General features: G+C 57.1%; 9 protein-coding genes. 6 read left to right on the top strand and 3 right to left on the bottom strand.

Annotated elements, in window-relative coordinates:
• Positions 1–135 precede the first annotated feature (135 nt).
• Entirely contained in the window at positions 136–843 is a 708-nt protein-coding gene (locus B5M42_RS10610; protein ID WP_134757170.1) for a DNA alkylation repair protein, read from the top strand.
• A gap of 112 nt (positions 844–955) precedes the next feature.
• Here the strand turns inward: B5M42_RS10610 and B5M42_RS10605 are convergent, their stop codons facing one another.
• Complete coding sequence (locus B5M42_RS10605; RefSeq protein WP_134757172.1) at positions 956–2,410, bottom strand: 4-hydroxyphenylacetate 3-hydroxylase family protein; 1,455 nt, start codon at positions 2,408–2,410, stop codon at positions 956–958.
• Positions 2,411–2,901: 491 nt separating this feature from the next.
• Between B5M42_RS10605 and B5M42_RS10600 the strand changes: the two genes are divergently transcribed.
• The gene (locus B5M42_RS10600) at positions 2,902–4,122 is read left to right on the top strand and encodes an IS256 family transposase (protein WP_134757174.1); all 1,221 of its coding nucleotides are present in this window, start codon (positions 2,902–2,904) and stop codon (positions 4,120–4,122) included.
• 521 nt (positions 4,123–4,643) lie between these two features.
• Here the strand turns inward: B5M42_RS10600 and B5M42_RS10595 are convergent.
• The gene (locus B5M42_RS10595; RefSeq protein ID WP_134757176.1) at positions 4,644–7,325 is read right to left on the bottom strand and encodes an adenosylcobalamin-dependent ribonucleoside-diphosphate reductase; all 2,682 of its coding nucleotides are present in this window, start codon (positions 7,323–7,325) and stop codon (positions 4,644–4,646) included.
• Between the two features lie 569 nt (positions 7,326–7,894).
• Here B5M42_RS10595 and dat point away from each other — a divergent pair.
• A complete protein-coding gene (dat, locus tag B5M42_RS10590) occupies positions 7,895–8,725 on the top strand; it encodes a D-amino-acid transaminase (RefSeq protein WP_134757178.1) in 831 nt (276 codons plus the stop codon).
• A gap of 332 nt (positions 8,726–9,057) precedes the next feature.
• Here the strand turns inward: dat and B5M42_RS10585 are convergent, their stop codons facing one another.
• Complete coding sequence (locus B5M42_RS10585) at positions 9,058–9,897, bottom strand: lipoate--protein ligase family protein (RefSeq protein WP_134757180.1); 840 nt, start codon at positions 9,895–9,897, stop codon at positions 9,058–9,060.
• A gap of 242 nt (positions 9,898–10,139) precedes the next feature.
• Between B5M42_RS10585 and B5M42_RS10580 the strand changes: the two genes are divergently transcribed.
• The 3 genes from B5M42_RS10580 to B5M42_RS10565 all read left to right on the top strand — a co-directional run bounded on the left by B5M42_RS10580 (position 10,140) and on the right by B5M42_RS10565 (position 14,896).
• Positions 10,140–11,930, top strand: a complete 1,791-nt coding sequence (locus B5M42_RS10580) for a DEAD/DEAH box helicase (RefSeq protein WP_134757182.1) — start codon at positions 10,140–10,142, stop codon at positions 11,928–11,930.
• Positions 11,927–13,534 carry a YqhG family protein gene (locus B5M42_RS25305; RefSeq protein WP_134757184.1) on the top strand — a complete coding sequence of 536 codons (1,608 nt, stop codon included), beginning with the start codon at positions 11,927–11,929 and terminating at the stop codon, positions 13,532–13,534. The genes B5M42_RS10580 and B5M42_RS25305 overlap by 4 nt, the downstream gene beginning before the upstream one ends.
• 108 nt (positions 13,535–13,642) lie before the next feature.
• Positions 13,643–14,896 carry a hypothetical protein gene (locus B5M42_RS10565; protein ID WP_230632837.1) on the top strand — a complete coding sequence of 418 codons (1,254 nt, stop codon included), beginning with the start codon at positions 13,643–13,645 and terminating at the stop codon, positions 14,894–14,896.
• The last annotated feature ends 96 nt before the right edge of the window (positions 14,897–14,992 follow it).

Genomic DNA, 14,992 nt, shown 5'->3' with positions numbered 1-14,992 from the left:
CTACAGGAGCTTTACAACCAGCGTTCCCGCAGTGATCGGACTCCACCTCACAGTGGTGCCGGGACCAGATATTAGGTATCATAAGCTTGAGAAGCACAGAAAAGAAAACCGTTCAAACGAAGGAAGTGGTCAACAATGCATATAGAAACCGTCATGCAGGAGCTCGAAGCGCTCGGCAAGGAACGACTGAAAAAAATGTACCTGTCCAATGGCGCGCACGAGCCGCTTTTTGGGGTGGCGACCGGAGACATGAAGCCGATTTTGAAAAAAACCAAGCTCAATCAAGCTCTGGCCGAGGAGCTGTATGCCACGGGGAATTACGATGCGATGTATTTCGCCGGCGTCATCGCCGAGCCCAACGTCATGACCGAAGCGGATTATGACCGCTGGATGGACGCCGCTTACTTTTATATGCTGTCCGACTTTGTCGTCGCCGTCACCTTATCGGAAGCGGATATCGCCCAAGACGTGGCCGACAAATGGATCGCCAGTGGCGAAGACCTGCGCATGTCCGCCGGCTGGAGCTGCTACTGCTGGCTGCTCGGCAGCCGCCCAGACGCACAATTCGCGTCAAACAAGCTCGCCGCGATGCTGGAGCAGATCGAGCAAACGATTCACAGCGCTCCCGAGCGAACCAAATATTCGATGAGCAATTTCATCTACACCGTCGCTACCTCCTACTTGCCGCTGCACGACCAAGCCGTCGCCACCGCGAACGCCGTCAGCCCCGTAGAAGTGACCAGCGATAAAGGGAAAAGCAAGGTGCTGAGCACCGTGGAGAACATTCACAAGACAATGGAGAGAGGAAGGCTGGGGTTCAAGCGGAAGCATGTGAGGTGTTAGGGGGCGTGGTGTTTCCAAGGATGACATCATCGTTTACCATACAGACAACGTATTTTTGCTGAGCTTGACGATTATGTCCATTCATTTTATGGCATAGGCGGGAGCCTGCATGTTAGGACAAAAAATGTTGTACCCGTTTCATTAAGAGCTCTCTGCCGTGTTCGTACCCATTGTACAAGCGGCTGCTCACCGTATGGACATTGCCGAAGAAGAACCGTTCATACACCGTCTGCCTCCCGCCAAACGCACTAACGCTCAAATCCCAGGCCAGCCGCGACAACTGCACGTTCGCCTTGCCGTTTAAGCCGATGCCTTTCAAATAAAGGTTGAGCGAATCGTCGAGGTCCGTATCAAAATCCTTCTCGTCCGGAATCATGATCAAGCTGCTTGCGCCGATCAATTGGACGATTTCCACCAGACGGGGGTAAATTTGCGGAAAATAAACATTGGCGGCCAAGAGCGGCTTACGGTCTGGCAGCATGCTGCCCCACCGGTCGAGAGCGGCCCCCTTTTCCGCTGCAAGCTGCAGCGCCTTTAGCGTCTCCAGCGCCACAATGACTTCCGTCACCTTTTCGACGATCTGTCCGTATCCCTGCAATCCTGACGTTTCTATCAGCATTTCCAGCGTGCCGAGCACGAATTCTGTTTTGGCAATATTTTTGCACATAATTTGCATCCCCGCATGCGTATGAAAATGGCTTCCGTCGAAAAGCCTGCTCAGCATACTTTCATTGCCACATATGAACACCCGATTCCACGGAATGAGCGCATGATCGAAGATGACCAGCGTATCCATTTCATCATATCGGGAGCTTAGCGGGTAGTTATAAGCGGAATCGCCGCCAACGAAGCTCTCCCGACAGACGAACCGGACCCCCGGATGGCGGCTGGGTACAGCGAATGCAAAAGCATAGGGACTGTCTTGACTCGACTCTGAAAAGAACGGAGCCGGATAGACGAAAATTTCGTCCGAGGTGACCCCTTGGGTATCCATCAGGAATGCCCCGCACACGACGATACCATCCTTGTTCTTATCCGTCACACGAGCGGCGGCCGGCTCTTCGATCAAACGGGCAAGAGATGGCGGGAATCTCGCCGCTTTCGGTTGAATAAATACGTGCGATAACGTGATATCATTCTCACGGCAGTATTCGTAATAATGCTGCAGATTCTCGGCAAATTGCGGATTATCCTCTTCCAGCAGCCTCGCCGCAGCGGCAAATGCCATCACTGCGGTGTTCATGTAGTCGGGAGCCCGGCCCAAAAAGCCGTGATGCGCTTCCGCCCATACTTGCATCATCTTTCTTCTGGCTGCCAGGTCCCGCTTCGTTTTGGGCTGCAGAAAAGAAAGGCCCACCGGCTCGCTCGACAGAGGCGATGAATAGCATAGAGACGCCTGCCAACGCTCGTCATGCTGCATATCGTACATGGCAGCTTGCGTCGCCATGACCCCCTTGAACGCTTGGTGCTCCGAAATCGCTCCTGTCAGCCGTTCTCCGGCGATCCGCACGTCAGGCAAGCTGCTATTGATCCGCTCCACGTACTGGCTTCCATTTTTCACCGGCATTGTCCCGTCACCTCCTCGATTCTACGTTACTTTATTCGAATCAAGGAGAATTTGCATGTACATATACCTACCGGCTTATGCACAGTAGGGAAAAAGGCTGGCCCGCGTCGGACAAGCCTGCAAAGATTTTGTTGAAATTAAACTCAAAATGAAAAGGCCCCGTAGCCTTTCATTTAGTTTCCGTAGAAATGGAGCATTATTTAATAAGTTGCATACTAACATTTTTCCATACATTTGAAAACAAGAATACAGTTTATCATTTAAACAATTTATTAACATTTTTTCCAATATAAGAATCAATGAACCTCATTGAAACAAGAAATCTTTTTAAATACTACCTCACTTAAAATTTGATTGTAGTCATCTTTTTCATTTGTTAGTCCATCATTGAAAAGTGCAGTGTCAATATAAACCTCATAAAAATTTACTACCTGTTCAGGGGCTCTCAAAACCCAGTAAAATGAAGGTATACGAAAGGTTGGGGAGTACACATGGGAATGTGGAGCAAAGAGCAACTGCGAGCGTTCATCAAGGAGAACAAGCTGGTGACAGCGCAGGACGCGCAGAACGCCTTGAAAGACCTGTTTGCCGAGACGTTGCAAGAAATGCTGGAGGCGGAACTGGACACGCATTTGGGCTATGAGAAACATGAGGTGAAAGACAAGACCACGCTGAACAGCCGAAATGGAAAACGGAAGAAGACCGTCGTGAGCGAGTACGGCGAGCAAAAGATTATCGTCCCCCGTGATCGCCTCAGCGAGTTTGAGCCTTCCGTCGTCAAAAAGCACCCATCGAATGTCACCGGGATTGAAGATCAGATCATCGCCCTGTACGCCAAGGGAGTGAGTACCCGAGACATTCAAGATCATCTGCAAAACCTGTATGGCATCGAGGTCTCACCGACGCTGATCTCCAATGTGACGAACAAGATTGTCCCCTTGATCAAGGAATGGCAAAACCGGCCGCTGCAGAGCGTGTGCGCGGTGGTGTATATGGATGCGATTCACTTCAAAGTGAAGCAGGACGGGGCCATTGTGAACAAAGCGGCGTACATGGTGATCGGCATCGATCTGGATGGCAACAAGGACGTGCTGGGCATGTGGATCGGCGAGAACGAGTCCGCCAAGTTCTGGCTAGGTGTGCTGAATGATCTGAAAAACCGCGGCGTTCAGGACATCCTGATCGTCTGTGTGGATAACCTGAGCGGCTTCTCCCAAGCGATCAGCGCCAGCTATCCGAAAACCGAAATCCAGACATGCATCATCCACCAAATCCGCAATTCGACCCGGTACGTCTCCTACAAGGATCTGAAGAAGGTCACGGCGGATCTAAAGCCGATTTACAAGGCAGCTACCGAGGAAAGCGCGCTGCTCGAACTGGATCGGTTTGAAGAGGTTTGGGGCGGCAAATACCCGCTCATTGTACGATCCTGGCGGAATAACTGGGAGGAGCTAGCCACCTTTTTCAAGTACCCGCCGGAAATCCGCAAGCTGATCTACACCACCAACATGATCGAGAGCTACCACCGGCAACTGCGGAAGGTGACGAAGGGCAAAAGTATTTTCCCGACGGACGAAGCACTCCTGAAGATGCTCTATTTGGCGACAATGGACGTCATTCGCAAATGGACAGGCCGCGTGCAGAAGTGGGGCCAGATGCTGCTCCAGCTCTCGGTATTCTTTCCTGACCGCATCGGCCAACACCTGCGATGAAAGCACAAAATCCCCCCTCGGGGGGATTCGCTTCAATGGAGTTTACACCAAGTTCTTGACAGACCCGATTTGGTGTAACATGGTGGTGTGCACCTTTCTGTCTGGAATGGGGATCTCGACAATTTCCATTTTACCAAACGAAAGGTGTTTTTTTGTCAATCACTCATACTTCGAAATATATGTTACCTTTGTTCTCCGTAAAATCAGCAACAACAAATTTACAATTTTTTAATTCGTATAGAATCTCAGGAACAATTTGTCCATTATATTGCTTGTCTAATAAAAGGATTGGCATATAACCTGAATCCTTAATTGCTTTTAAGATACTATTTCTTGCTTTCTCTATTTTTTCAAAGAAGCTCATTGCTACGAATACTTTTGGTTTTGATTTACTCTCAATACCCTAAGCACCGATCTCACTTAAACAAAAAAAGCCTGTAGTCAAAGCTTCATGATGCGGCTTCGACTACAGGTAAAACTCATTTCTTTAGCTAATTCCAAATCTTCAATTCAAAATTCCATCAACTACAACGACTATACCCGCAGTTCGCACAGTTCTTACAGCCCTCGCTGTTGATCAGCGAGGCGGAGCCGCAGGACGGGCACAGGTCCTTCGTGGCCGGGCCGGCGTGGTCGCCGTGGCTGTGGCCGCCGCTGTAGGAAGCGGCTTGCGGCGCTTCGACAGCGGGAGCTGCCGGGGCGTCGAGCACTTCGCTGGTCGCGGTGACGTAGTTCTGCGCGTCGTCGCCTTCGCCCATTACTTCGGCGTGCTGCTCAAGCGCTTTGGCAACGGCGTCGGCAATCGATTCGACGCGGTTATTGCCGAAGCCAATCGCGCCGGAACCGCCGATGCCTTTGAGATGCTTGACCAGCAGCTTGACCTTGTCGCCGTGGTCGCCGTAGCGCAGGAACAAGGAGCAGACGCGGCCCAACGCTTCGGACATCGCGAACACATCGGAACCGGCTTTGCCTACGTTCAGGAAAATTTCGCTTGGCGTGCCGTTCATGTCGTTGATCGTGATGTACGCCATGCCAAACGGCGTGTTGACTTTATACGTAGCCCCGCGCAAAATTTGCGGACGGCGTTTATATTGCTTATCGAATACCTGCTCGGTTTTGGCGTCGACATTCACGGACAGCTTGCTGGACAAACTGGTCAGTCCTGCGACGTCGGAGCCTGCTTCACCAGTGGTCGCTTCGGCGGCCGGAGCCTCGGAAGGCGCAGCTTGCACCGCAGCCGGCGCGGCTTCTGCCGCTTTCTCTTCCTTCTTGTCGCTCGTGCTGAGCACCTGCACGTCGCGGCTGCCGTCACGGTAAATCGTTACGCCCTTGCAGCCAAGATCAAACGCCAATTCATACAGCTGCTTTGTCTCTTCAACCGTGAAATCGGACGGGCAGTTCGCCGTCTTCGAAATCGAGCTGTCGACCCATGTCTGGATGGCCGCTTGCGCGCGGATATGGTCTTCCGCGGTCAGCGACATCGCCGTCACGAAGTAGTCAGGCAGCTCCTGCTCCGGATGCTGATCCTTCCACTCTTGAGCAATCGGCACGTATTGCTTGTCGAAGCCCAGTCGGCTTTGACGGAAATATTCGAAGGCAAAATACGGCTCAATGCCCGTCGACGTGCCGACCATCGTGCCCGTGCTGCCCGTAGGCGCTTGCGTGATGACGGTGACGTTGCGCATGCCTTTTTTCTGAATCGCTGCGCCAACCTCCGGATATACCTGGGTCATGTTGCGCATAAAGCCGCTTTGCAGGAATTTATCGGCGATAAAATGCTTGAAGGAGCCCTTCTCGCCGGCAATTTCGGCAGAAGCCAGATACGCTTCCTTCGCCATAAAGCCGTAAATGCGATCGAGGAAATCCAGCGATTCCTTGCTGCCGTAGCGGATGCGCAGCTTGATCATCAGCTCGGCAAGGCCCATAGAGCCGAGGCCGACGCGGCGTTCGCCCTGCTGATTCTCGCGGTTTTCTTCGAAATGGTACGGCGTCTTGTCAATGACGTTGTCGAGGAAACGCACGGAATAACGGACGACGCGGCCCAAGTCCTCCCAATCGACATCGTGCTTCTCGGCGTCGTAAAACTTCGACAGGTTAATCGCCGACAGGTTGCAGACGCCCCAAGCCGGCAGCCCTTGCTCGCCGCACGGATTCGTACAAATGATCGGGTTGAAATACCAGCTGTTCGACATCTGGTTGTAATATTCCATGAACACGACGCCCGGCTCGGCCGATTTCCATGCCGATTCGATAATCGTATGCCAGACGTCGCGCGCGCGTACGGTGCGGTAAGGCTTGACCGCTTTGCCCATCTGCTTCCAGGCGTCGAGGTTGCCGTCCCATTTGTCGTTATATTCAGGATCGGTCGTATCGGGGAACACCAGCTCCCACTCCAGATCCTCCTTGACCGCTTTCATAAAGCCGTTGCTGACGCAAACGGACAGGTTGGCGTTCGTAATCTGGCCCATCGTCGACTTGACCGTAATAAAATCAAGCAGATCGGGATGCCAGTCATTGATCATCAGCATAAGCGCGCCGCGGCGGCTGCCCCCCTGCTCGATCAGGCCGGTCGTGTAGCTGAACAAGCCGCCCCAGGATACTGCGCCGCTGGAGGAGCCGTTCACGCCCTTCACGACGGAACGGCGCGGACGCAGCGAAGACAGATTGATGCCGACGCCGCCCCCGCGGGACATGATTTCGGTCATTTCGCTCAACGTAGCCATAATGCCGCCGCGGCTGTCGTGCGGAGACGGAATGACGTAACAGTTGAACAAGGTCAACTCGTCGCTGGCATCGGCTCCCGCCGCGATCCGGCCACCCGGAACGAGCTTCCAGTCGTCAAGAATATAGCGGAACTTGTCGGTCCACTCCTTCTTCTTCTCCGGCGTCGCTTCGACAGAAGCCATAGCGCCGGCCAGCCGGTCCCACATCTCCTCAGGCGTTTTCTCCACATTCAACGTCAGCTTCTCAACGGCGGATTCCACCACTTCCCCGCTGCGCGTTCTGACCTTGACGGTATTGCCGTCGCGGCTGATGATTTCGCCAACTTCTTTGGCCGGGAACTTAGGATCGTCCTTGGTCAGCACCAGTACGGTGTCGCCCACCTTCGCTCCGCTCGTGTCCGCATTTTTCAACGCATAACGGTCCAAAAAAATCTTCTCGCTTAACCCATCCAATTTCTTTTTAAGCTGCATCGTCTTCAACCACAACACCCTCCTAATAGGATTCAACTGCCTGCCGAATATAACGTCTGGGACTATATGAAGAATATGTAAAATCACAATATATAGTGTGCGGATTTCATTATACAACACTACATGTTGTGCATCGAATGAGCCAAAAAGCAAATTCGGCGATTGGGACAGGTTTTCCCGTATTTATCTGCGATTTTCTTCGAAATCCTCTCTATTTCAAATGCATATTTTGAGCGAAAACGACATTTTCCGCATCCTCCGACCAAAGTCCCAAGCAATTTTCAAGCAACCGGGACCGTGAAAAAAACTCATCCTGATCGCCCGCAAAGCGCTCGTAATTGCCGCCGACAAGGCGGGTGCGCAAGGCGGAAACGCGCTGCCCACGACTCCGTACAGGCGTTGCGGCAGCACGCTTCATGCTAGGCGTAAGGCACAGCTTCAGACACAGTCTGCACCCGCTGCCAAATCTGAAAACGTCAGCGCCGACTGCCAGCGCGACGAAGCTTTTTGACGGGACTGCCGTCCTTTGATACGCTGGTAGCAGATCGGACAACCGCAGGCGAAGGAGGAGATTTACGTTGTATTTTTTCAAGGACCGCTTCATGACGAAGGACGAGGTGCGCATATCGCCGGACGACCGCGGCTATTATTTCGGCGACGGCGTTTACGAGGTGTTCCGGATTTACGGCGGCAAGCTGTATGAAAAAGAAGCGCATATGCGCCGTCTGGAAAACAGCGCGCGCGAGCTGCGCCTGCCGCTGCCCTATTCGCTCGCCGAAATCAGCGACCTGCTGGAGCGGCTGACCGCACAAAGCGAGCTGGACGAAGCAACGCTCTATATGCAAATTACAAGAGGCGAGGCCGTTCGCTCGCATCCTTTTCCCGCCGGCGCAGAAAGCGTCCTGATGGCCTATTGCTCCGAAGTCGACCGGCCGACGCGTGCGATGCAATCCGGCATCAGCGCGGTGACGCAGGACGATATCCGCTGGCTGCGCTGCGATCTCAAAACGCTGAACCTGCTGCCCAATGTGCTGGCCAAGCAGAAAGCGATGGATCACGGCGTGCAGGAGGTTGTGCTGCATCGTAACGGAACGGTGACAGAATGCAGCGCTTCGAATGTGATGATTGTCGCGGACGGCATGCTGCTCACGCATCCGGCCAACCATTTGATCCTGCACGGCATTACGCGCGGCGTCGTGCTGGAGCTGGCCCGCGGGCTTGGCCTGCGGGTACGGGAGGAAGCTTTCGGTCTTGATGAGCTGCTGGGCGCGGAAGAGGTATTTATTACCGGCACGACGGTTGAAGTGACGCCGCTCGTGCGCATTGACGGTCAGCCGATTGGCAGCGGCGAACCCGGCATTGTGACGCGCCGCTTGCAAACGGCGTTTGAAGCGACCTTCAGCGCGTAGCTGAAGGGAATTGCCCACTGGGGGGGCGTCTGATAGCTGCTGTAGGGTAGGGCCGGGTTATCCCCTGTTGCTGGCCGGGACTATTACCCGGGAAATTTTTCCGCCAAATTCGGACAAAGGGCGCATGGAAATCACAAGGTAGAGACGATAGTCCCGGATGCGTATACGTGCGTTTTGATCGCGATATTGAAAAAGAAACGGCGCCTCGCCCAATCACAGCTCTGGCTGCGATTGGCGCGAAGCGCCTTTTTTTGATGCGGGCCGGTTGACGCCTTTAAGATACCGGCGACTTTCCCAGTCAGTGCTGAACGGCGCGCTCATCAGACAGCGCCTTAACGGCGCAGGTTCCACTCGTCCGTGCCGTATTTTTCGCGAACGAGCCGTACCGCCAGCTCTTTTTCATAATCGCTCAGCGTCCCTTCGACCAGTTCAACGCCAAGCCCGGCGGGTATTTCCCGGCGGAACGCCGTCTCCACGTCGGCCAGCGTCACCGGCGCTTTGCCTTGAGCGCGCAGCAGCTCGTTGATGGCCACGGCCTTTTGCCGGAAGCTGCTTTTCAGCCGCTCGGCCGTCCGCGCGTTGTCGAAGCGCAGCAGCCGGAACAGCTGATCCGTATCCATATCGAGCAGGATCGAGCCGTGCTGCAGTACGACATCCTTTTGCCGCACCTGGGCGCTGCCGGCGACCTTGCGGCCTTCGACGACCAGCTCATACCAAGAGGGCGAATCGAAGCACGCCGCCGAGCCGGCCGAGGCGTATTTCGCTTTTTCCTCCTCCGAAGCCAGATTGACCATCTCCGCTCCCAGCCCCAGCGCGCGAAATCCGCGCAGCAGCCCTTCGCTCAGCACGCGGTAGGCGTCAGTGACGCTTTTGGGAATGCCCGGATGCGTCTCCGAGACGATGATGCTGTACGTCAGCTCCTTGTCGTGAAGCACGGCCCGGCCGCCCGTCGGACGGCGCACGAAGCCGACGCCTTCGGCGCGCACGGCATCGAAGTCGATTTCCGCGATTTTTTGAAAATATCCGATGGACAGCGTGGCCGGCTCCCACCCGTAGAACCGCACCGTCGGCGGCGCGAGCCCTTCGCTGTGCGCGGTCAGCACCGCTTCGTCAATCGCCATATTTTCAGCGGGAGAACGATTCCCTGTATGTAAAAAACGCCATGATCCCATAACCACTCCATCCTTCCTTCGGCTTGTCCGGCCCTCCACACGGCCGCTGCCCCCTGCAAACTTCATCTATCATATCACAAACGGCTTGGAAAAGTTATGAACGCCCCCGTTTTGGACATACTAACCAGTAAGCTCTTTACCGCTGTCCTTCGGGACCTTTTCAGGTCCGGCCGACGGCGCTTCGCCGCGTTCAGCGGCTTTTTTTTCCTGTATGCACAATCCGAGATCACGAGGAGGCTCCCATGCGTCAGAACGAACAGCAGGAGAATATTCGCCCGATCCATGATCATCTCCATATGCATATCGACCGGGAATGGTTCCACCACTTCAACGCCCGGCTCGCTACCGGCGGCCCGTGGGACGACTGGACGCTCTACCAGCTTGCCTATGAGGCCGAGGAATCGCGGCTGATCGCCAGCTTCGACGAACTGCTCAGTTTAAAACATCTGCGCGGGCTAACTCCGCTGCCGCATCAGCTCGATACGGCGCGGCGCGTGCTCAGCGAGATGCGCGGGCGGGCAATTCTCGCCGACGAGGTCGGCCTCGGCAAAACGATTGAAGCCGGACTGGTGCTCAAAGAGTACATGGTGCGCGGGCTCGTCCGCAAAACGCTGATTCTCGTGCCGGCATCGCTGGTCCTGCAATGGGTGCGCGAGCTGAACCAGAAGTTCGGCATTCCCGCCGCCGCGCAAAAAAAAGCCTACATGTGGGAGCAATGCGACGTCGTCGTCGCTTCAATGGACACCGCCAAACGCGACCCGCACAAGGATATCGTCACCCGCCTCGAATACGACATGCTGATCATCGACGAGGCCCACAAGCTGAAAAACAAAAAAACGACCAACTACCAGTTCGTCAACGAGCTGCGCAAAAAATATTGCCTGCTGCTGACCGCTACGCCCGTGCAAAACGATCTCAAGGAGCTGTACAACCTGATCACCCTGCTCAAGCCGGGCCAGCTCGGCGGGCAAACCAGCTTCAAGACGAATTTCGTTGTCGGCAAGCGTACGGTCAAAAATGAAGACCAGCTCCAGCAGGAGCTCGCCAAGGTGATGATCCGCAACCGGCGCAGCGACGGCGGCCTGCAATTTACCAAACGCGTGGTCAAAAATATCCCGTTGACGCTATCCCCCGAGGAGCAGGCGCTGTATGACGGCGTCACCGAATTTGTGCGCTCGCGCTATCGCGAAAGCGCAGGCGATATGACGAGCATGCTGTCGCTGCTTACACTGCAGCGCGAGGTGTGCAGCTCGCGGGACGCGGTATTTATTACGCTGGTCAACCTGTTCAAGAAAACGGCTGAAGACTCCCCCGTCCGCGCGAAAATCTGGGAGCTGGTCGAGCTGATCCGCAGCATCACGGCCAACACGAAGGCCGAAAAGGTCATGGAGCTCGTCGAGTCGCTGGGCGAGAAGGTGATTATTTTTACCGAATATCGGGCGTCCCAAGAATACCTGCTCAATTATTTGAAGCAGCATAAAATTTCCGCCGTCCCCTATCGGGGCGGAATGAATCGCGGCAAAAAGGACTGGATGATGGACCTGTTCAAAAGCCGGGCGCAGGTGCTGGTCGCCACGGAAGCCGGCGGCGAAGGCATCAATCTGCAATTTTGCCACCATATGATCAACTTCGACCTGCCGTGGAATCCGATGCGCGTCGAGCAGCGGATCGGGCGGGTACACCGGCTCGGCCAGACGCACGACGTCAAAATTTACAACCTGTCGACCGTAGGCACGATCGAGGAGCACATCCTCTCGCTGCTGCATGAGAAAATCAATATGTTCGAATCCGTGATTGGCGAACTGGATACGATTCTGGAGCGGATTGAGAAAAAAGGCTCGCTGGAATCGTCATTGTTCCGCATCGTCATGGAAAGCGGCGGCGAAACGATCCGCCAGCGGCTGGACGAGCTGGGCCATGCGTTCAGCCAAGCGCGCTCCGAGGTCGTCCGCGAGCAGACGGAGCGCCCGGCCCCGGCGATTGGAGCGATTTTGAACGGCGCTTACGGACAAAACGTTGAGGTGCGGCCATGAATAAACGCAGTATTCATACGTTTGTAATGCGTTTTCTCGAAGCTTATGACTGCACAGTGCTGGAAAAAACGCCGGCCAGCGTAACAGTCAAGCTGTCGCCGGAAGCCGACCGCGAAATGACCGGCCGGCCGTATTATTGGAGCTTCGTCGAACGGACGGGCGCGGCCGCGGAAACGATGACGTATACGTTCGTTTTTGACCCGGAGGCGCACGAGGCGGAGATAAAGGCCGGTAAGGGGGCTGGCGGGAGGGCCGGACGTAGCGACCAGACGGGCGCGGGACCGGGTACGGGGGCCGCGGGCGCGATTGGCGCTGGAACCGACGCGACGGCGGCGGGCGCGTTCAGCGCGGGAACGAGCGCAGGGGCGACGGCGGGAAGCGGGTTCGGCGCGGGAACAGGCGCGGGGGCGATGGCGGCTGGCGCGTTCGGCGCGGGACCGGGTGCGGGGGTGACGGCGGCGGGCGCGTTGGGCACGGGACCGGGCGCGGGGGCGACGACGGCGGGCGCGTTCGGCGCGGGACCGGGCGCGGGAGTGACGGCAGCGGGCGCGATTGGCGCGGGACCGGGTGCGGGAGTGACGGCGGCAGGCGCGTTCGGCGCGGGTGCAGGCGCAGGGGCGACGGCGGCGGGCTCGAGCGCGAGCGCGGGACCGGGTGCGGGGGCGACGGCGGCGGGCGCGCTCGGCGCGGGACCGGGCGCAGGGGCGACGGCGGCGGGCGCGGGGGCGGGAGTGATGGCAGCGGGCGCGTTCGGCGCGGGACCGGGTGCGGGAGTGACGGCGGCGGGCGCGTTCGGCGCGGGACCGGGCGCGTATGGCATGGGAACTGCTGCGAGCGGACTGGCTGGTGCCCGGGGTGCTGGGGGCGGCGTTGCAACGACAAACGCCTCGCCGGGGCCGGGAACAGCCGCGTCGGGCGAGTCCGGCAGCGGAGCCGAAAGCATCCTTGGCCGCTACTTCGGCTTCGTACCGACGACTGTGACTGCCCGCGTGCCGCGCGACGAGGTGACGCTGGGCAGCAGGCGGCTGGAGCAGCTTTTTGACATTACGCTGCAAAAGGGCCGTTTTGTCCGTCTGTTTGAAGAGCCTTTCTTCCTCCCTTCTGCGCCGCGCACGACGCTTGTTTACGATACATGGTTTTGCGTTAATTATAAAGTAGAGCTGGCTTGCGACCGCAAGCGCAGCGAAATTCATTCGCTGGCGATGCAGTTGAATACGGGTGAAATTCGCGAGCATTTTCACAAGCAGCTATTAACGAAAAGCTTGTCGCCCAAGCTGCCGGCGAACCTGCATCTTTTGCCGGATTTGATCCCGGTACACAAAGCGATGAACGAGCTGGAGGCGCACCTTGAACGGATCGTCGCCCGCTATGATCATAGCTGGGCCGCAGAAGCGCACGAGCAGCATTTGTTTGAGCTGCGGCGTGTCGAAGCGTACTACGACGGCTTGCTGATGGGCGCAGAGCCCGAGCAGCGGCCGCAGATCGAGAGCCAGTGCCGCAACCGGCTGCAGGAAATCGATTGGCAGTACAAGCCGCGCATCGCTGTTTCTGTCATCAATTGCGGAATGTTCCACCTGAGCGCCCCCCGTGCTCCCAGGAACTGACGCGAGTCGCTAAAACTTTTCAAATTTGCCGCAACACGTTCTAACATTCTTTTCAGGACATACGCATTACAATGGTAGCATACACTGACAGGTTGGCAGGTGATTGCGATGAATCGAAGACAAGCCTGGATTGCGGCTTGTGTCATAGGCGCCGCCCTCTGCGGGATGGCGTCGTACAACCTCCCCGTGCCGAACAATGGACGGCACGGGACAAGCCCGCTGGCTGCGCTGCTGGCCCCGGCTTCGGCCCAAGCCGCCGAAGCCGCGGATACCGCGCAGCCCCCGGCCTCCGGCCGCCCGCAAGCCGGGTCGTGGCCGAACCCGGACACGGGCCAGCGGCCGGCGGCCGCAGGTCCCGCCGCCCCGGCAACGCCGGGCGGCGCCAGCGCGCGCGCGCCGCAGACGGCGGCAGCGCGCGCAGACCAGCCGCAGCCGCTGCAGACGGCTGCGTTCACGGCGGCGGCGCCCGGGCGCAGCGCCGCCGTACAAACCGCCGCCTCTGTGCAGGCGGCGGAACCGGCAGCGCCCGCAGGCAGCGCTGCCGTAGGGGCCCGCGCCGCGCAAGCCAGCGCGGGCGAGCCCGCAACGACGACGCTCGACAGCGTCGTCGAGGGCTGGAAAGCCGCGTTATCGCAAGAGCGCGGCTTCGAGAATTGGGCCAAGGCGATCTGGAACAGCTATCCCCTTGGCCCCGGCACGCACGGCTGGATCGTGCTGCTATATAATGAAGGCAAAGAAGTCGGCTACATGGTCGTCCACGCTGCAGAAAACGGCGGCTACCGCCTGACCGAATACGGCAGCGGCGACAGCCCGCTGTTCAGCTACGCCACGCTGTACCGCTCTTTGGTGCAGCAGGAACTCATTCCCCGCAACGCCTCATTGGCGGGATTCATCAACGACAAATCGATCGACAAACAACGTTTGTATTATCATGCTTTGTCGGCATTGTGGAAAATCGGCATCGGCGAGATGACCTACTTCCTCGACGCCAAAACCGGCGAGCTGCTGCCGCTGACGGCCGAACCAACCGCCGAAACAGCCACAGACGCGCCGCAAGCTACACAGCCCGACGGCGCCGTCGATGAACGACTGCTGCCAACGTTTGATCCCTACGATCGAATGCCCTGGATCGAAGGCAAGCCGCTGCACATCGGGAGCCTGCCGGAGCTGAAAGCCGCACTGAACAGTCATCCCCGGCTGACCTATGTCGCCGAGCTGTATCACGGCGGCGTAACAGTGCCGCTGGCGGTCACCGGCTACCGCAAAACCGGAACGAACGAGCCTTACTTGGTGCTCGACCAGCTCGGTCCGCGGTATATCCCGCTGCAAGACGCGCTGGCCAAAGGCGGCTTTTATCCTTGATATCGCCCGACTACTTGCCCGGTATAAATACCAACCGCAACTGCCGCCGCTCAAGCTGCGGGCGGCATGCTTACATCCGCGCGCTTCACACTCAGG

Source organism: Paenibacillus athensensis (assembly GCF_004514475.2).
GTDB lineage: Bacteria > Bacillota > Bacilli > Paenibacillales > NBRC-103111 > Paenibacillus_AL > Paenibacillus_AL athensensis.
Note: the sequence above shows the minus strand (reverse complement) of the source record. Positions and strands in the feature narration are given on the sequence as shown.

Bases quoted from the DNA above. Each gene is read 5' to 3' on its own strand.
- B5M42_RS10610 (WP_134757170.1), top strand. From the start codon at position 136: ATGCATATAGAAACCGTCATGCAGGAGCTCGAAGCGCTCGGCAAGGAA.
- B5M42_RS10605 (WP_134757172.1), bottom strand. From the start codon at position 2,410: ATGCCGGTGAAAAATGGAAGCCAGTACGTGGAGCGGATCAATAGCAGC.
- B5M42_RS10600 (WP_134757174.1), top strand. From the start codon at position 2,902: ATGGGAATGTGGAGCAAAGAGCAACTGCGAGCGTTCATCAAGGAGAAC.
- B5M42_RS10585 (WP_134757180.1), bottom strand. From the start codon at position 9,897: ATGGGATCATGGCGTTTTTTACATACAGGGAATCGTTCTCCCGCTGAA.
- B5M42_RS10580 (WP_134757182.1), top strand. From the start codon at position 10,140: ATGCGTCAGAACGAACAGCAGGAGAATATTCGCCCGATCCATGATCAT.
- B5M42_RS25305 (WP_134757184.1), top strand. From the start codon at position 11,927: ATGAATAAACGCAGTATTCATACGTTTGTAATGCGTTTTCTCGAAGCT.
- B5M42_RS10565 (WP_230632837.1), top strand. From the start codon at position 13,643: ATGAATCGAAGACAAGCCTGGATTGCGGCTTGTGTCATAGGCGCCGCC.